Genomic DNA, 17,098 nt, shown 5'->3' on the forward strand with positions numbered 1-17,098 from the left:
GTAATTATAGAAAAGTATTTATAGAACTTCAAACACATTTTTATTGTCAAAATTCAAAAGAGGTGAAATCTTGGTTTTAGAACCAAAAGAGTTAGAAGTGGTTAACACCTTAGTTTTTGAAACATTAGGTAATCCAGAAAGAGAAAGAGAATTTAAATTAAAAACATTGAAAAAATGGGGATTTGATTTAATCTTTGGTAAAATAAATGGAAAAGAAACCTACTTTACTGCTGAGATAGATACAAAAAAAGCTGGAGATAAATATACTATTGATGAAAAAGAGTATGAAGTTATAGAAGTTTTAGATGAGTTACCAAAAAACACTGAACTTTATGCCCATATTGAAATGGAAATGGGAATGGCTTATATTGTTTGTCAATTAAGGGATGAAGACAGCAAGAACACTGAGATCTTAAGGGTTCCGGCAGGGTCTCTATTAATGGCTTTCTTTAAAAAGAATAAATTAGGTAATTTAATAAAAGCTATTAAAAATATTGGAATAAGTTCAGAGTTTTTCATGCAAAATGGTGCTGGAGGAGAGCCATATAGCTATGAAAATCTACCAAATATAGCAAGAAGATTTATAAGAAGTGTTAGAAAAGTTGAAAAAGAAACAGGATTTGGTAGATTGGCATTTGCATACTATGGAGAAACAAAAGATGGAGAGCCCAGATATTGGTTATCTTGGTTATTACCTACAATAGCCCTATTTGACTTAGATATAGCAAAAAAAGCAAATGACACATTGGGAATATTAAAAGAATAAAAAAATTAAAAAAGAGGTGAAAAAATGATTTATGGAGTCTTACTAAATATCCCTGAAAAATATGCACCAAAATATGAGGATATTATAAGAAAGATAATTGGTGAAGGTATAGCAAGAGGAGATATAATTTCTTTCTGTGAAGCAAGGTATAAAGGGGATGTAGCATTTGTCATGCTTGCAAGATCAAGAAGAGCTGCACAAAAAGTTTATGAAGAATTGAAAGAGCATCCAATACATGTAAAAGTTATAGAAATTGAAGGTAAAGAGATAGAATAATTAAATAAGTTTAGCTATAATATCTGCCACAGAAACCTTACTAACCTCTGATTTATATGTGTCTGTTCCTATAACTTCCTCAACCCCTGCTGAATATAATTTATTTAAAGCATCTCCTATTAATAGAGGATGCACACAAGCAGCTATTATCTTTTTAGCCCCTTGGTCTTTTAATAATTTTACAGCATTTGCCATTGTCCCTCCAGTGGATATAATATCATCAATAATTAAAACATCTCTTCCATTAACATCTAATGTTTTTGGAGCTATTTTAATTTCTGTTGGAGAAATTCTTGTTTTTTCAAGATAATCATATTCAGCATTTAAAATATCTGCAGCAGTTTTTGCAAAATCTAAAGCTCCTTGGTCAGGAGCTAAGACTATTGGATTATTTAATTTATCTTTGACATATTCAGCCAATTTTGGAATGGCATCACCATAAACAAATGGTACATCAAAAAATTCTTCTATATGTTTTTCATGCGGATTTATTGTTATAACTTTATCAAATAACTTAGAATATATCTTAGCCAATATCCTTATACTCACTGCCTCCCCAGGATTGAATTTTTTATCTTGCCTAGCATAAGCCAAATATGGAGCAACTAATGTAATTTCTTTTGCCCCTTCATCCCTTAATGCATCAGCTAATAATATTGTTTCCAAAATAGCATCATTCTGATTTATCTGTGAGTTAATTAACACTACTTCATCCTCAACACTATCCAATAATCTAACATAAATTTCACTATCTGGAAATCTTTTATATTCAACCCTGGCATACTTTCTATTTAAGATCTTTGATACCTTATAAGCTAACTCCTGTGACTGACTTCCTGCAACTATCATTTTTTCACCTTTAAATCTCCTCTAAAGCCCTTATTCCTAATAAAGATAATCCTAATTCTAAAACATACTTTGTTATTTTAACAATAGCTAATCTTGTTTTTCTTATTTTCTCTTCAGCTTTTAGTATTGGACAGTTGTTATAAAATCTATTAAATGCTTTTGAAAGCTCAATTAAATAATTAGCTAATACATGAACTCTTCTCTTTTTAGCACATTCTTCTATAACATCTCTAAACTCATATAGGAGCTTTATTAGTTCTTTCTCTTCTTTTGTGTATTCATACTCATAAACTTCTCCATCTTCTTTTAAAAGCTTACAACATCTTGCATGAGCATATTGAATATATACAGCACCCTTCTCAAAATCTAAAGCATCCTCCCATTTGAATACAATTGGTTTTTCAGGAGAGAATTTAGCTATATAAAATCTAACAGCAGATATTGCCAATGTCTTTATAACATTAATATCATCTATTCCTCTCTTTTCACACTCTTCTTTAGCTATTCTCATAGCTTCTTCTAAAAACTCATCAGCAGAAACAAATTTCCCTCTTCTTGTACTCATAGATCCTTCTGGTAAAGAGATGAATTCGTAAAAAATAACCTCTGGTACATCACTACCTAACAATTTTAGAGCTCCTTTAACCATTTCAGCAGTTAATTTATGATCTGCTCCCAAAATATCAATAGCTATATCACACTTACTTAACTTATCTAAATGATATGCTATATCTCTTGTAGAATATAAAGATGTTCCATTAGCCCTTGCAAGAACCATTTTTTTCTCTATTCCAAATTCAGATAAATCAAGATATAATGCATCCTCTTTTATAACTTTCCCTGTTTCCATTAACTTTTTTATTACCTCTTTAACCATACCATTTCTAACATATTCGCTCTCATAAACAAATTTATCATGTTTTATATCTAACTTATTTAATGTCTCTTTGATCCCTTCTAAAGCATAATTTACAGCAAACTTAAACTTTTTTGTTATTTCATTCTCTTCATTCTTCTCTAAAGCTTCTTCAAACCTTCTCATCAGTTCATCTATCTTTTTCTCTTCATCCTTATTTTCTTCTAAATATTTATTTATCTTAATATACACTTCTGATATGGCATGATCCTTCTTTTTACTTTCATCTAATCCAAATTTCTCTATCCCATACACAACTAAAGCCATTTGTCTACCCATATCATTAACATAATAATGTGTCTCTAAATTATAACCATAGAATTCTAAAATTCTTTTTAAACTATCCCCAATTACAGCATTTCTTAAATGTCCAATATGTAAAGGGCCATTAGGGTTAGCAGATGTGTGTTCTAAAATAATTTTCTTTTCTTTCTTTTCAAATAAAGGCTTATTTATTGTATTATTATAGAGATGAGATAATAGCTTAGGGTAATCTATATAAAAATTTATATATCCATTAACAGCTTTTATATCTTTAATTCCTTTTATTTTTAAATTTTCTAATTTTTTAACTAACTCATTAGCAATCTCAAAAGGACTTTTTTTATATTTCTTAGCAAGTTTAAAACAGACATTTGTTGAATAATCTCCAAAATCAATATTTGGTGTTTTTACTATTTCAACATCTTCTCCTATTAAATCTTTTATAGCCTCCTTTAATTCTTCCTTTATATTCATGTTCTCACTTTTTTCTTTTTATAATAATTTATCAACCCTCCAGCTTCTAATATTTCCTTTTCAATTCCCTTTGGAATTTTACAGCTAATTGTTTTTTTATTATTAATTATTATTTTTTCATTTTTTAAATCTATAAATAACTCATCACCATCATTAATTTCATCAGTGTTTGCTGTAATGACATAAAGTCCATTGTTTATAGCATTTCTATAAAATATCCTTGCAAAACTTTTAGCTACAACAGCTTTAACCCCAGCATACTTTATAGCCAAAACAGCTTGTTCTCTTGATGAACCACACCCAAAATTTTCTCCAGCAACAATTATTTTACCTTTAGCTTTCTTATAAAAATCCTTATCAATTCCATAAAGGCAGTATCTTGCCAACTCATTTGGATCTGTTGTTCTTAAATAAGGCCCAGGAATTATAGCATCAGTATCAACATCATCCCCCAACTTATAAGCTATTCCCCTCATCTTCTTCACCTAATATCTCACATGTTAATGTATAAATAATCTCTCCTTTAAACAATTCCTCTATTTTCCTTTTTATTTCTTTAATTTCTTCTTCAGAGATTTTTTCTTCTAAAGGTTTATCTAACATAAATCCGCATCTATAGTAATATCCATCAGGAGCTATTAAAGCTAGTTCTGGATATTCAACAGAAAGAATTCTTACATCTTTTAACATAGTTAATATCTCTTTAAAAACCTTCTCAAAATCAAAACCTTCTCTAACATAAAACACTCCATCTATAGCTAGCTTCATTTTATCAACTCCCTAATACTTTTAAATATGACCTCACTTTTACAGAAACTTGGTAAATATACAGCAGCCTTTCCAGAGTTTGTAGCCACAATTTTATAATTATCTTCTATTGGAGAAACAACCATACATGTATCCTTAACAACCTTTCCATTAGCTTTCTCAATGATTTTTGTAAATCCCATTCTATCTGATATGGATTTAACATGCAATGAACAGCAAACCCATAAATCTGCTTTTAATTTTTTATCTTTTAAAATTTCTGCAATTTCTTTTATTTCTCTTATTGAACAGTGTGGACATCCAATACATATTAGCTCAGGTTCTTCATCTGTAGTATTCAGTCTATCATATGCATCTTTAATCTCTTTTTTATCTATCTCTATCTTCTCAACTTTATCATCAACTACATTCTTTACCTTGCACTCAGGTGTTATGTTTTCAGCATGATATAAAGCAACACCTCCAGAAGCAGCCATTACAGCACATAAACTTTTTAGATCATCCTTACTTGGGTTGTATTTATACAAATCTTTAAAATAAGGAACTCTATTTTTAGCTATCTCTCCTACTATATATCCAACAGCAGAAAAAAATGTTTCATCATTATTATTTTTTTCAGCATCAATTTTTACAATAAAATCAGCCATCCTATTTTCATCTAAATGGTAGCCATAGTAAGGAGTCTTTCCCAATATAGCAGAAGCTAAAGCAGATTGAGCCCCCTCTCTATTTGTTCTAGCCCCAAGAACAGAGTTTGCAAAACTTACAGCAGAGCTTTCTGCCCAGGCAATATGCTCAGAAAATGATGGAATATTACCTGTTAAATAAGGAGTGCAAGTGCAACTAATCTCAACTCCCATTCTTTTAAATGCTTCTATTATTCTTAACTGCTTTTCAGCAAAATCTTCTTTTATTTTTAACTCTTTCCAATTATCTAAATCCATACCTGCAGGATTTAATGTTGAATATACAGCCACTTTCTCCTTAGAGAAATCCTCTAAAAATTCTAAACCAATATCACCTATTGTTTTATATGAAACCCCAGAAATCTGAGCTGAGCTAATATTTATTAATCTTTCAGCTCCATAAATTTCTCCAAGTTTAACTAATAATTCTAAACATTTTTGCTTGATTTCCCCATATTCTCCATCTAATATTCTTTCTTCTTCTTTTGTCAAATACATAATCTCACCAAATTTATATTATATGTGTAGTTTATTATTAATAATACTGGAGGGTGTTGAAATGATAGTCTATGGTCCAGTACCTTCAAGAAGATTAGGCTTATCATTAGGGATAGATCCTGTTTATTACACTTGCACTTTTGATTGTATCTACTGCCAACTTGGAAGAACAAGATATCTAGTTAGCTCTCCAAAAGATATACCAAAAGATGTGTTAGAAAAATTTCCTACTGATGAGGAGATATATAATGAAGTTAAAAAGGTAATTGATAAAGATATAGATTATATCACCTTTGCTGGAAGTGGGGAACCAACACTCTCACCATATTTAAAAGAAGCTATTGAGAGATTGAAAGAGTTTAATATACCAATATGTGTTATAACTAACTCCTCACTAATGAAATATAAAAAAGTGAGAGATGCTCTAAAAGAAGCTAATCTTGTTTCTGCAACACTAACTTCAATAAATCAAGAGATGTTTAAAAAAATACATAGAACAGAAATAAAGTTTAAAGATGTAATAAATGGGTTAATAAAATTTAGAAAATCTGCTGAAGACACTGTTTTAAATATAGAACTTATGGTTATAGAGGGGATTAATGATGATGACAAAACCATATATAAGTTAAAAGAGATTTTTGAAAAGATAAACCCAAATAATATTGAAATAAACACTCCAATAAGACCTCCATGTGAAAAATATGTTAAAAAAGTAGAATATAGTAGATTGGTAGAAATTAAAAATATTATTGGAGATAAAGCATATATTATAGGAACTTGCAATAAAACATATAAAAAGCTAGAAAATAATCTTGAAAGAATTTCCTCAATGTTAAAAATACGACCATGTACTGTTGAAGATCTTGCCAATGCTTTAGGGATTCATGTATCAGAAGTTGGAAAATATTTATATATATTAAAAGATCATGGGAAGTTAGAGTGTAAAGAGGTAAATGGGAAGAAATATTATTTTTTAAATCCCTAAAAGTTCCCAAATCTTTCTCAATTTTTCAACATCTATCTGTCCTGGAGCTGATGCTTTTCCTTTATATGATGCAAAAGTTAAAATAGAACCATAGTAGATATTCAATACTCTTGTAATCTTTCCTTTCTCTCCCATACCTATACCTATAACCTTATTTTTATATTTATTAATAATTTCAAATATTTTTAAAGTGTCTTCCTTTTCATTAACCATTACAGCAAACTTTGCAATGTCCCCAATCTTCAGAGCTTCTTTCACTTTTTCATCTAAATCATTAGGAGTTTCACTAAAATTATGGTAAGATATAATAACTTTTGTATCACTCTTAACCTTATTCCTGTATTCTACAACTTCCTTATTTCTCTTTTCTTTTAGCTCAATATCTATAAATTTGGCATTACAATCAATAGCTTTCTTAAAAAGCTTAATTCTAAAATCATTATTACCTTCCCAATAACCCCCTTCCCATTTAGGGCGTATTGTTATTATAGCAGGATATTTACTCATCTCTTCTATATCTTTTTCAGAAATATTATTTAGGTAATCTATTCTGAACTCCACTAAATCAGCTAACTTTAAATACTCTTCTGCTACTTTAATAGCTTTATTAACATCTCTTTCTATTATGGGTAAGCAAATCATAACAATCACCAAAGGTGATGGTTTTGATAACTGTTGGAATTTTTGGGCATATAAAGGATGTAGGGAGAGAGCTAGGGAAGAAAGGAACTAGTTCTGATATAACATTTTATAATTATAAGCAAGGGGATAAAATAGTAACTTATGTGGAACCTACAAGATATCCTGAAAGAATTAACCCTCTTATATATACAATAAATTTAATGGACTATGCAATAGTTTTTATTGATGAGATTACTGGAGAGTTAGGAGAGATGTTGTTAGCATTAGATATGTTTAATATATGCAATGGAGCTTTTGTATTAGGGGAGTATGTTGATGTAGATATGCTAAAAAATATTATAAAAGGAACTTCTATGGAGAATTTTGATATCTTAGATAAAGATTTTATAAAGATAAGGGAACATGTTTTAGAATTAGAAATTGAAAGAGACTTCAGCTATAAAAAGATACCTATTGATCATTATTTTAAGGTTAAAAGTGTAGGAACCGTTGTTTTAGGAAAAGTAGAGAAAGGGAAAATAGAAGTTCATGACAATCTAAAATTGTATCCAATATATAAAGAAGTCATGATTAAGAGTATACAAATACATGATAAAGACTGTAAAGAAGCTAAGGCTGGAGATAGAGTGGGATTAGCTTTAAAAGGTGTAGATGTGGAAGAGTTGAGTAGGGGATATGTGTTATCTGATAAGGAGTTAGAAGTAAAGAAAGAAGTTAAATTTAAAATAGAAATGAACCCATTTATTAATAAAGAGATAAAAGAAGGTGAAAACTACACTTTAATAACTGGCCTCCAAGCTGTAGCATGTGAAGTTTTAGATGTTAGTAATAATAAAATATCATTATTGTTAAATAAAGAAATAGCTTATGATGATGAGAAACTCTGTTTAATTGATGGTAGTGCTAAGATAAGAATATTAGGAGTGGGTGAAAAACTATGCCAATAAGAGTTAAAGATATTTTAGACAAGCATGTATATACAACAAAAGCTATGTATGTAGGAAAAGTTTATGATGTTATGGTAGATGTAGAAAATGGTGTGATAAAAGGGTTAATACTATCTGATATTTCTAAAGGATGTCTTAAAGATTTTGTTTCAGATCCTACAAAAAAAGTGGTTATACCCTATGGATTAATAACTGCTATAGGGAATATTATACTAGTTAAACCTCCTGCAGAAAATGGTTATAGCTTTCTAAAGAGATAATAGGGAGAGGATGATAATAAAAAAACCATCAGTTGCAGCAGCGTATGAGGAGCTTGTTCATGCAATTTTAAAGCATGGGAGGGAAGTTATAACAGAGGATGGGCAAAAGTGTAAGGAGCTTATGAATGTGCTTGTTGAGATAACAAACCCAGCTATTAAAAGAGTCTCTCCAAAATACCCTTTTGGAAAAGAAGCTATTGATAAATACATTAATAATTTATTATATGGCTCAAATAATGATTTTGTCTATGATTACCATGAGAGGATTTTTAAATACCCATCCTATGACAGGAAAGTTGTAAATAACCAAATAGATTATGTTATCAATAAGCTTAAAAATGCTGGAACTTCAAGGAGGGCTGTTATTAGCTTATGGCAACCATTTATTGACCAAGAGAATAAAGATGTGCCTTGTCTAAATTATATTAACTTCCAAAAAAGGGAAGATAGCTTATATATGACAGTTGTTTTCAGAAGTAATGATATTCTCTTAGCCTTCCATGCTAATGCCTTAGCTTTGATAAGGTTAGGTGAGCTTGTAGCTGAAAAAATAGGGGGGAGATTAAAAAGCTACAACCATTTTATTTGCAATGCTCATATATATGTTGAGAGGGATAGGGATTATTTAGAAAGGTGGTAGTAAATGAGTGGTATCAGGAGATTAGTTTTAGATATATTAAAACCTCATGAACCAAAAATAACAGATCTTGCTTTAAAATTAACAGCTATACCAAATGTAGATGGGGTTAATATAACTGTATATGAGATTGATAAAGAAACTGAAAATGTAAAAATAACTATAGAAGGAAAAGATTTGGATTTTGAGAGAATAAGGGATGTTATAGAAATGATGGGGGGAACAATTCATAGTATTGATGAAGTTGTTGCAGGAAAGAAGATAATAGAAGAAGTAAAAACCCCCCAAGATAGAAAGTGAGTATTATGGATTTCTTTGAAAAATATAAAATTTTAAAACAGGAAAAAATTAAAGAAAAGCCAAAAGTTATTGTTGTTGGTAGAAGCAATGTTGGAAAATCAACATTAATAAGGTTATTAACTGGAAATAAGAAAGTTAGAGTAGGAAAAAGGCCCGGTGTAACTTTAAAGATTAGTGAGTATGATATGGGAGGATATATATTAGTAGATATGCCTGGTTTTGGTTATATGGCAGGAATACCAAAAAAGGTTCAAGAAAAAATAAAAGATGAAATTGTTCATTATATTGAAAATAACTACAAAAATATAGCTGCTGCTGTTCATATAATAGATGCAAAATCATTCTGTGAAATTGTTGAGAGATGGAAAGATAAGGAAATACCTATAGATATAGAGATGTTTGACTTTATCACAGAACTAAAAATTAGCCCTATTTTAGTAGTTAATAAAATGGATAAAATTAAAAAAAATAAATGGAATGAAACTTTGGACAAGATCTGTAGTTATTTTAAATGCTCTCCTCCATGGAGACAGTGGAAATTTATAATTCCAGCAATATTAAAAAGGAGATATGGTTTAGAAGAGATAAAAAAGATGATATATGAGAGAGTGGAATTATTTAATAAATTGAGAGGATAGTTATGATAAAGAGAATAGAGTTAAAAAATTTTAAATCATTTAAAAATTTATCTTTAGAGTTACCTAATGGCTTTATTGCCATAGTAGGGCCTAATGGTAGTGGAAAATCAAATATTGTTGATGCAATACTGTTTGTTTTAGGAAAAAGTTCAGCTAAAAAGTTAAGAGCTGATAAATATAAAGGATTGATAACATATCATAAAGGTAGAAGAGAAAATTTTGCTGAAGTTTGTCTATATTTTGATGATTTTGGAATTATGAGGAGAATTAAAAAGAATGGTGAAACAGACTATTTTATTATTAAAGATGATAATAAGAAAAAAATAAGCAAACAAGAGGCTATAGATATTTTAAGAAAGAAAGGTTTAATGGCAAACTGTGTAATTTCTCAAGGAGATCTTTTGAAGATCATAAATATGTCTCCAATTGAAAGGAGAAAAATTATTGATGAGCTTTCTGGGATAGCTGAATATGATGAAAAAAAGAAAAAAGCTGAAGAGGAGCTAAATAAAGCTAAAAAACTTATAGAAAAAATAGATATTAGAATTAGTGAAGTTAAAAAAAATTTAGAGAAGTTGAAAAAAGAGAAAGAGGATGCAGAAAAGTATATTCAACTTAACAAAAAATTAAAATCAGGAAGATATTATCTTTTAAAAAAGAAGATAGAACATCTGAAAAATATAATAAGTAACTTAGAAGATAGAATAAACAAATTGTCAAATTTAAAAAAAGAGTTTTTAATAAAAAGCAATGAGATTGAGAGTAAGATAAATTTGTTAAAGTATGAGATAATAAATTTGGATAAGGAAATTCAAAAGATAAATAATGGGGAGATATTAGAATTACATAAAGAAATTAAAGAGCTTAGTTTAGAAGTGGAAAATGATAAAAGGATATTAAATAGATTGGAAAATGATTTATTAAAGGTGGAAAATGAAATTAAAAATAAAAGTAAAGAGTTAGAAAAAAATAAAGAAGATATTGATCATTTTAAAGTTGAGATAGAAAAAAACAGTAAGGAGTTAGAAAATATAGAAGAACAGCTAAACAAACTTTTATTAGAAAGAGAAGAAATATTATCAAAAATTGATGAGAAAAAAGAAATAATAAACAATTTAAAGAAAAAAGAAAGGTTAATTAATGAAAAAATTAGTGAATTACAAAATAAAATTTTCCAATTAAAAGAAAAATTAAATAAAATTGAAAAAGAAATATATAAAAAAACATTATTAATTGAAAAAAATAAACAAAAAATTGAACAACTAAAAAATGAAATGAATTCTATAGAAGAGATTGATACAAAGCCTATCTATTTGGAACTAGAAAATTTAAATGTTGAATTAAATTTTTTAAAGAAGAGGATTAATGAGCTAGAAAAAGAAGAAAGAAATTTAAGAGAAAGATTGGACAAGTTATATGCTGATTATATAAAAGAAGAAGCTAAAATAAAAGCATATAAAGAAATAGAAATAAATGATAATATAAAAGAGATTTTAAAGCTAGATGGGGTTATTGACATTGTAGGGAATTTAGGAAGAACTAAAGAAGAATATAAAAAGGCTATTGAAGTTGCAGGAGGACAGAGATTAAATTATATTGTTGTTAATACAGCAGAAAATGCCGTTAGAGCCATTAAATACCTAAAGGAGAATAACTTAGGTAGGGCTACTTTTTTACCATTAGATAGGATAGAAGGTAGAAGATCAGAAAAGATATTAGAAAAGGGGGTTATAGGGAGAGCTATTGACTTAGTTGATTTTGATGAAAGATATAGGAAGGTTTTTGAATATGTTTTTGGAAACACTGTTATTGTTGATAATATAGACACTGCTAAAGAGCTATCTAAGAAATATAAGGTAAGGTTTGTCACATTAGATGGGGATGTTGTAGAACCATCAGGGGTTATGATAGGTGGAGTTTATAAAGCTAAAGCTAAGATAAAGGTTGATGTTGATAATAATAAACTAGAGAATATTGCTAATGAAATAAAGAGATGTAAGAATAAATTAAACAATATTAGAGAAGAAAAAAAAGAAATAGAAGAAAAAATAAAGTCTATTCTGAGAAGAAAGATAGAGCTTGAGCATAAATTAGATGTTGCTAAAGATATTGAAAGAAAAAACAGAGAAATATTAGAAAAAAACACTATAATAATAAAAGAGCTTAGTTTAGAAGTGGAAAAATACAGTAAAGAATTAGAAAGATTAAAAGCTGAAAGAGATGAGGTTATTAATAATGTAAAACAGTATGAAGAAAAGTTGGATGAGTATAAAAAATTAAAGGATGAGGTTGTTAATGAGATAGAAGAGTTAGAAAATATAGAGGACATTAAAAGGCTTAATAAATTAGAAAAAGAAATTAAAGAAATTGAAAACAAAAGGAATGAAATTTATAATAAATTAAATAATGACAAAGTTATGATTGGTGTGTTAAAGGAAAAAGTGGATGAGATAGAGAAAAGATTATCTGATTTAAAAGAGAAAAAGAGATTATTAGAAGAAAATCTTAAGATTTATAAAAATAGTATAAAAAAGAATATGGAAATATTAGAAAAGAAAAAATTTACTTATAATAATCTTTATAAACATGTTAAAGAACTCATGGAGAAAAAGAAGGCATTTGAAGAAGAATTATTGATATTTAAAAAAGAAAAGGAAAAAATAGAAAATAAAATAAAAGATATTGAAAAGGAAATAAATAATTTCTTAATAGAAAAAGCAAAATATGAAAGTAAATTAGAAGAAGAAGAGGAAAATTTATATTTATGTGAAAAAATAGAAGATGATGAGTTAAAAGATAAAAGTATGGATGAATTAGAGTCTTATGTAATCCAGTTAGAAGAAGAGATTAAGAGGTTAGAACCTGTTAATATGAAGGCTATAGAAGATTATGAATTTATTTATAATAGATATAAAGAACTATTAGAAAAAAGAAAAGAGTATGAAAAGGATGAGAAAAAATACTTAAAACTTATGGATGAAATTGAAAAAAAGAAAAAAGAGGTATTTTTAGAGGTATTTAATAAAGTAGCAAAAAATTTTGAAGAGATATATAAACAGATTGGTGGATTAGGAAAACTAAGGTTAGAGAATAAAGAAAATCCATTTGAGGGTGGGCTTTTAATTGATGCCTCTCCAAAGGGGAAAAAGTTACTAAGTTTGGATGCAATGAGTGGAGGGGAAAAAAGTTTAACAGCTTTAGCTTTTTTATTTGCTATCCAAAAATTAAACTATTCTTCTATATATGTTTTAGATGAAGTTGATGCAGCTTTAGATGTTAAAAATGTCTCTCTAATAGCAGAAATAATAAAAAATGCTTGTAAAGAGAGCCAATTTATAGTTATAAGTCATAGGGAGCAGATGATTAGTAAAGCAGATGTAGTTTATGGGGTTTATATGGAAGATGGGTTAAGTAAAGTTGTAGGTATAAAATTATAAACATAATTATTTTGCTAGTCTTTTTAATATAAAAATAATAATATCTAATTCTTCATCAGAAATTTCATCAGATTTCATAATTTTTAGAATTTTATGAATTTTTGAGTAATATTTTTTATAAACTTCAAAAATCTTAGTAGAATTTTCTGTCAATTTATAAATCTTTTTTTCCTTACCTATTTTTGTTTTTTCAATAATACTAATTTCTAAACAATTCAATTTTTTCAATTCATTTATTGCATTACATATAGTTTGTTCTTTAACATAATGGTATTCATCACATTTTAACTTTTTAATATTTTGATTGAGTTTTTTTGTAATGTTATATATTGTTAACTCCTCCCCTTTCTTACCAAGAGCTAATATTTCTTCCATTATTTTCAATTTATCATGTACTTTTTTTGGCATTTCATCTACACCCTTTATAAAATATAAAATAAACTTCAAAAAAAGGATATGAGTTTTTTAGAATATCTCTTTATATATTCATGAACCTAATTATTATATCATAACCCAATAGGAGGTGAAATCATGGTAGGTCCAAGAAAACCAAAAAATCCAAAAAATTAATGGTAATTACATAAGGTCATGAAATTCTTTCAGGGTTATTCCTTATTAAATTTCCTTCTATTTCTTTTTAATAATATTTATCCCTTTTTTAAATTTATGTTGTTTCCATAAACCATAAGGATTTTTTAAGCTAGATATACAACTTTGTTTCCATCCTTGTTATAATCGCCCCATTGATTGGTTTTGACATTAAAAACACCATCAATCTTTTTTCTTCTCGCCTGTTATTATACCACCAATCGCTCCAACTATTGCAGATAACACAAGTATCCAATCCTTCCAACCATCTGGATAATACACCAAAACAAATATTGTGATTATTACCGCAGTTTCCATCCTTGTTTTAATGGATGAGCGATTCAAACTAATACAGATTAAAGACGGATATTTTATAGTGAATGGGTTTCCATCCTTGTTTTAATGGATGAGCGATTCAAACGATAACTTAATTAGAAAAATGAAGGAATTATTTGGTTTCCATCCTTGTTTTAATGGATAAGCGATTCAAACATGATTTAAAGGACTGGGGATTATTCGGAGAATTGTTTCCATCCTTGTTTTAATGGATAAGCGATTCAAACTTGTTAGACATATATAATAAATTAATGAGCAAAATGTTTCCATCCTTGTTTTAATGGATAAGCGATTCAAACACCTTTCTTCCTAAATTGCTAAGGTTTAACTCATTGTGTTTCCATCCTTGTTTTAATGGATAAGCGATTCAAACTGGAAAGTGTGGATACTATATAAATAGAGAAGGCTAGTTTCCATCCTTGTTTTAATGGATAAGCGATTCAAACTTGGGATTTAAATGTCAAATCAAAAATGTTTTTAGAAGTTTCCATCCTTGTTTTAATGGATAAGCGATTCAAACCCTATGCAACTACTAATTATATTCGCCAAAACTCCTATATAAATCTTTCTTTTTCAACAAGATTTTTCTTACTACCTAATTATTAAAACCTTTATAAAATTAAGAAAGATTATGCAAATTATTTATAAATATAACGCACAACTGTATTATAAAATTCAAATAATTATAACTTATCTAATTAAAATAAAAACAAACTAAACATAAAACTATAAAAATAAAAATAAATATCTAAAATAATTAAAAAATCTCAATTTTAATTAGAAAAAATTATTATTACTTTTTCCCGATTTTCTCATACAATTTTTAACAAGAGGGTATATAAAGGCAAGAAAAGTTAATTAGAGAAGTTAATATAAGTTATTAGAAAAGTTAATTTATTTAAATCTCTTCTTAATTGGAGGGGTTAAAATAGGTTTCTCAGGAATTAAGCCAGAGGGTTTATAATAAAGTATTAGTAACATTAACATTCCAAATAGAATATAGGATATCCAAACAGGTTCAAATGGAATATTGAGTAAATATTTTATTTGATATTTATATACATCCAAAAATATTTTTATGACCACATAACAAAACACCCCTAAAGCTACACCTTTATTATTCCCTTTTCCACCTAATAAAACCATAAGAAATGGAAAGAAAGTCCATTCTGCCCTAGTAAATGCTTGAGCCACTATATTAGCTGAATATAAAACATACAACACACCAGCTATAGCTCCTATAGCTGTACCTATAGCCATAGCTTTTATTCTTAAAAGCATTATATTTCTACCAAAAGCTTTAACAGTAACTTCATTTTCTCTCATAGCTCTTAAAATCCTACCAAATGGAGTATTTAATAACCTTTCAACAAATAAAAATATTAAGAAAGCTATAAATAATGTTAGTAATGTAAAGGCTAACCCTCTATATTCTCCAGATATAAAGGCTAATATGTCTGGTGTAGCTATTCCATAATAACCCCCAACTATATCAAGATTAAACATTGAAATTAAAAAAACTGTTTCAGATATAGCTAAAAGAGTTACTCCTAAATAATCTTCTTTTAACTTAGCACTTGGTAATATGAATACAGCCCCAGCCAATAATCCAATTATTACAGCTAAAACTATTGAAATAATAAGGATTAAAAAACCCACTATTGGGTCATGTGCTATAATATAATTTATTTTTGAAACTGCTATAGATGAACCATTTATAAGATCTCCATTTACATTAAAATATAGCATTAATAACCTATCTAAAACTCCTCCAACAGCTATTGCTCCAATTAAAACAGAAAGAGCTTTTCCAAAATTTGGAATTCCAGCATAACCAAACTCAATATTTAAAGAGAGTGAAACTATATAATAAATTCCAAACCAAAATAGTATTAGTGAAATTATTGAAATAACATCCATTTTATCCCTCTAATCTCTTTCTAACCTTTTTCCAGTCTATTCCTGTAATACCTTCAGGAGCTAATAGTAAAGTGGCAATCATTATTATTAGAGATATAACTTTCCCATAAACTAAAAATCCTGCTCCTAAAATTAAAGATAAGCCATAAGTAACTAGTGTTTCTGAAAGCCCTATAATATATCCACCTAATATAGCCCCACTTATGTGCCTAAGACCCCCAACTATACTCGCTGCAAAGATAGAGATTATTATAAACCCTCCAGTTCCTGGCACGATCTCTTCAACAAATGGTAATAAACCTCCAGCAATTCCTGCTAAACCACCAGATATTAACCATGAAAATAATCTTGTTTTCTCTACATCAATCCCCATAGCCTGGGCTAATGAAGGATTTTCCATAGAGGCTCTTAAAGCTACTCCAAATTTGGTTTTATATAACATAATATATAATAATGTTAATAATAAGACCACAACAATTGTAGAAACTAGAAAAACTCCTTTAAATCCAAAAAAACTAAAATCTATATTTGAGAAAATAAATTTAGCTGCTGTTGAATTAATAATTGGTGACAGTATCTCTGAATAAGCTCCTAAAGTACCAAATATAATAACATCTATAGCTAATGTAGCTATCATCAACATCTCTATAGAAGCTCCTCTTTTTATCAGTGGTTTTAGTAGTAAATAGGTTATTAACCCTACAAAAGCCCCAACAATAAATAAAATTGGTAAAGAGATATAAGGGTGAATTTTAAAAAGTTCTTTCAATGTCAGTGCTACATAACTACAAACCACAGCAAAACTACCCTGAGCAAAGTTTGGCACATTTGTTGTTATATATGTCAAAGTTAGTCCTAAAGCTAATAAGGCTAAGATATTGGCATATATTATAGCTCCTTCTATTATCATT

18 protein-coding genes and 1 CRISPR repeat array are annotated in these 17,098 nt (G+C 28.3%); of the genes, 9 read left to right on the top strand and 9 right to left on the bottom strand.

Annotation, left to right across the window (positions count from 1 at the left end):
- Positions 1–70 precede the first annotated feature (70 nt).
- Entirely contained in the window at positions 71–766 is a 696-nt protein-coding gene (locus METVI_RS0103375; RefSeq protein ID WP_017981034.1) for a TIGR00703 family protein, read from the top strand.
- A 24-nt stretch (positions 767–790) separates the two neighbouring features.
- Positions 791–1,042 carry a hypothetical protein gene (locus tag METVI_RS0103380; protein WP_004591732.1) on the top strand — a complete coding sequence of 84 codons (252 nt, stop codon included), beginning with the start codon at positions 791–793 and terminating at the stop codon, positions 1,040–1,042.
- Here METVI_RS0103380 and METVI_RS0103385 read toward each other — a convergent pair whose 3' ends face one another.
- The 5 genes from METVI_RS0103385 to METVI_RS0103405 are packed head-to-tail and all read right to left on the bottom strand — an operon-like array spanning position 1,043 to position 5,497.
- Complete coding sequence (locus METVI_RS0103385; RefSeq protein ID WP_004591730.1) at positions 1,043–1,891, bottom strand: ribose-phosphate diphosphokinase; 849 nt, start codon at positions 1,889–1,891, stop codon at positions 1,043–1,045.
- Between the two features lie 10 nt (positions 1,892–1,901).
- Positions 1,902–3,545 carry an arginine--tRNA ligase gene (gene argS, locus METVI_RS0103390; RefSeq protein ID WP_004591728.1) on the bottom strand — a complete coding sequence of 548 codons (1,644 nt, stop codon included), beginning with the start codon at positions 3,543–3,545 and terminating at the stop codon, positions 1,902–1,904.
- Positions 3,542–4,021, bottom strand: coding sequence for a homoaconitase small subunit (gene hacB / locus METVI_RS0103395; protein ID WP_004591726.1), 480 nt, complete (start codon positions 4,019–4,021; stop codon positions 3,542–3,544). The genes argS and hacB overlap by 4 nt, the downstream gene beginning before the upstream one ends.
- Entirely contained in the window at positions 4,002–4,313 is a 312-nt protein-coding gene (locus METVI_RS0103400; RefSeq protein WP_004591724.1) for a hypothetical protein, read from the bottom strand. The genes hacB and METVI_RS0103400 overlap by 20 nt, the downstream gene beginning before the upstream one ends.
- Positions 4,310–5,497 (bottom strand): aconitase X, encoded by a 1,188-nt coding sequence (locus METVI_RS0103405; protein WP_004591722.1) that lies wholly within the window; start codon positions 5,495–5,497, stop codon positions 4,310–4,312. Before METVI_RS0103405 ends, METVI_RS0103400 begins: the two co-directional genes overlap by 4 nt.
- 61 nt (positions 5,498–5,558) lie before the next feature.
- On the opposite strand from METVI_RS0103405, the gene METVI_RS0103410 reads away from it, so the two are divergent.
- Positions 5,559–6,482: a radical SAM protein gene (locus METVI_RS0103410; RefSeq protein WP_004591721.1), complete on the top strand. Its 924-nt coding sequence runs from the start codon at positions 5,559–5,561 to the stop codon at positions 6,480–6,482.
- On the opposite strand, the gene aroD is transcribed toward METVI_RS0103410, so the two are convergent.
- Positions 6,471–7,124, bottom strand: coding sequence for a type I 3-dehydroquinate dehydratase (aroD, locus tag METVI_RS0103415; RefSeq protein WP_017981035.1), 654 nt, complete (start codon positions 7,122–7,124; stop codon positions 6,471–6,473). The two genes, METVI_RS0103410 and aroD, sit on opposite strands and share 12 nt — an antisense overlap.
- Before the next feature lie 17 nt (positions 7,125–7,141).
- Here aroD and METVI_RS0103420 point away from each other — a divergent pair, with 17 nt between their 5' ends.
- Genes METVI_RS0103420 through smc form a run of 6 tightly spaced genes read left to right on the top strand, consistent with a single transcriptional unit; the run spans position 7,142 to position 13,343 of the window.
- The gene (locus METVI_RS0103420) at positions 7,142–8,071 is read left to right on the top strand and encodes an EF-Tu/IF-2/RF-3 family GTPase (RefSeq protein WP_026152875.1); all 930 of its coding nucleotides are present in this window, start codon (positions 7,142–7,144) and stop codon (positions 8,069–8,071) included.
- Positions 8,062–8,331: a PRC-barrel domain-containing protein gene (locus METVI_RS0103425; RefSeq protein ID WP_004591716.1), complete on the top strand. Its 270-nt coding sequence runs from the start codon at positions 8,062–8,064 to the stop codon at positions 8,329–8,331. The genes METVI_RS0103420 and METVI_RS0103425 overlap by 10 nt, the downstream gene beginning before the upstream one ends.
- Before the next feature lie 10 nt (positions 8,332–8,341).
- On the top strand, positions 8,342–8,971 hold the full coding sequence (locus tag METVI_RS0103430) for a thymidylate synthase (protein ID WP_004591714.1): 630 nt from the start codon (positions 8,342–8,344) through the stop codon (positions 8,969–8,971).
- A gap of 3 nt (positions 8,972–8,974) precedes the next feature.
- A complete protein-coding gene (locus METVI_RS0103435; protein ID WP_004591712.1) occupies positions 8,975–9,268 on the top strand; it encodes a DUF211 domain-containing protein in 294 nt (97 codons plus the stop codon).
- Between the two features lie 5 nt (positions 9,269–9,273).
- The gene (gene engB / locus METVI_RS0103440) at positions 9,274–9,906 is read left to right on the top strand and encodes a GTP-binding protein EngB (protein ID WP_004591711.1); all 633 of its coding nucleotides are present in this window, start codon (positions 9,274–9,276) and stop codon (positions 9,904–9,906) included.
- Positions 9,903–13,343: a chromosome segregation protein SMC gene (smc, locus tag METVI_RS0103445; protein WP_026152876.1), complete on the top strand. Its 3,441-nt coding sequence runs from the start codon at positions 9,903–9,905 to the stop codon at positions 13,341–13,343. The genes engB and smc overlap by 4 nt, the downstream gene beginning before the upstream one ends.
- Positions 13,344–13,349: 6 nt before the next feature.
- Here smc and METVI_RS0103450 read toward each other — a convergent pair whose 3' ends face one another.
- The 3 genes from METVI_RS0103450 to METVI_RS0103465 form a co-directional block, all read right to left on the bottom strand.
- On the bottom strand, positions 13,350–13,751 hold the full coding sequence (locus tag METVI_RS0103450; protein ID WP_004591708.1) for a hypothetical protein: 402 nt from the start codon (positions 13,749–13,751) through the stop codon (positions 13,350–13,352).
- Between the two features lie 490 nt (positions 13,752–14,241).
- A CRISPR array of direct repeats spans positions 14,242–14,787; the repeat unit is 37 nt; unit sequence GTTTCCATCCTTGTTTTAATGGATAAGCGATTCAAAC.
- Positions 14,788–15,161: 374 nt separating this feature from the next.
- Positions 15,162–16,187: a branched-chain amino acid ABC transporter permease gene (locus METVI_RS0103460; protein ID WP_004589775.1), complete on the bottom strand. Its 1,026-nt coding sequence runs from the start codon at positions 16,185–16,187 to the stop codon at positions 15,162–15,164.
- A gap of 1 nt (position 16,188) precedes the next feature.
- Positions 16,189–17,097 (bottom strand): branched-chain amino acid ABC transporter permease, encoded by a 909-nt coding sequence (locus tag METVI_RS0103465; RefSeq protein ID WP_004589774.1) that lies wholly within the window; start codon positions 17,095–17,097, stop codon positions 16,189–16,191.
- Position 17,098 lies beyond the last annotated feature (1 nt).

It is taken from the genome of Methanocaldococcus villosus KIN24-T80 (assembly GCF_000371805.1).
In the GTDB taxonomy this organism is placed as follows: Archaea; AGJL01; Methanococci; order Methanococcales; family Methanocaldococcaceae; genus Methanocaldococcus; species Methanocaldococcus villosus.

Excerpts from the sequence above, each read along its gene's own strand:
- METVI_RS0103380 (WP_004591732.1), top strand. The coding sequence starts at position 791 with ATGATTTATGGAGTCTTACTAAATATCCCTGAAAAATATGCACCAAAA.
- METVI_RS0103385 (WP_004591730.1), bottom strand. The coding sequence starts at position 1,891 with ATGATAGTTGCAGGAAGTCAGTCACAGGAGTTAGCTTATAAGGTATCA.
- argS (WP_004591728.1), bottom strand. The coding sequence starts at position 3,545 with ATGAATATAAAGGAAGAATTAAAGGAGGCTATAAAAGATTTAATAGGA.
- hacB (WP_004591726.1), bottom strand. The coding sequence starts at position 4,021 with ATGAGGGGAATAGCTTATAAGTTGGGGGATGATGTTGATACTGATGCT.
- METVI_RS0103400 (WP_004591724.1), bottom strand. The coding sequence starts at position 4,313 with ATGAAGCTAGCTATAGATGGAGTGTTTTATGTTAGAGAAGGTTTTGAT.
- METVI_RS0103405 (WP_004591722.1), bottom strand. The coding sequence starts at position 5,497 with ATGTATTTGACAAAAGAAGAAGAAAGAATATTAGATGGAGAATATGGG.
- METVI_RS0103410 (WP_004591721.1), top strand. The coding sequence starts at position 5,559 with ATGATAGTCTATGGTCCAGTACCTTCAAGAAGATTAGGCTTATCATTA.
- aroD (WP_017981035.1), bottom strand. The coding sequence starts at position 7,124 with ATGATTTGCTTACCCATAATAGAAAGAGATGTTAATAAAGCTATTAAA.
- METVI_RS0103420 (WP_026152875.1), top strand. The coding sequence starts at position 7,142 with ATGGTTTTGATAACTGTTGGAATTTTTGGGCATATAAAGGATGTAGGG.
- METVI_RS0103425 (WP_004591716.1), top strand. The coding sequence starts at position 8,062 with ATGCCAATAAGAGTTAAAGATATTTTAGACAAGCATGTATATACAACA.
- METVI_RS0103430 (WP_004591714.1), top strand. The coding sequence starts at position 8,342 with ATGATAATAAAAAAACCATCAGTTGCAGCAGCGTATGAGGAGCTTGTT.
- METVI_RS0103435 (WP_004591712.1), top strand. The coding sequence starts at position 8,975 with ATGAGTGGTATCAGGAGATTAGTTTTAGATATATTAAAACCTCATGAA.
- engB (WP_004591711.1), top strand. The coding sequence starts at position 9,274 with ATGGATTTCTTTGAAAAATATAAAATTTTAAAACAGGAAAAAATTAAA.
- METVI_RS0103450 (WP_004591708.1), bottom strand. The coding sequence starts at position 13,751 with ATGCCAAAAAAAGTACATGATAAATTGAAAATAATGGAAGAAATATTA.
- METVI_RS0103460 (WP_004589775.1), bottom strand. The coding sequence starts at position 16,187 with ATGGATGTTATTTCAATAATTTCACTAATACTATTTTGGTTTGGAATT.
- METVI_RS0103465 (WP_004589774.1), bottom strand. The coding sequence starts at position 17,097 with ATGATAATAGAAGGAGCTATAATATATGCCAATATCTTAGCCTTATTA.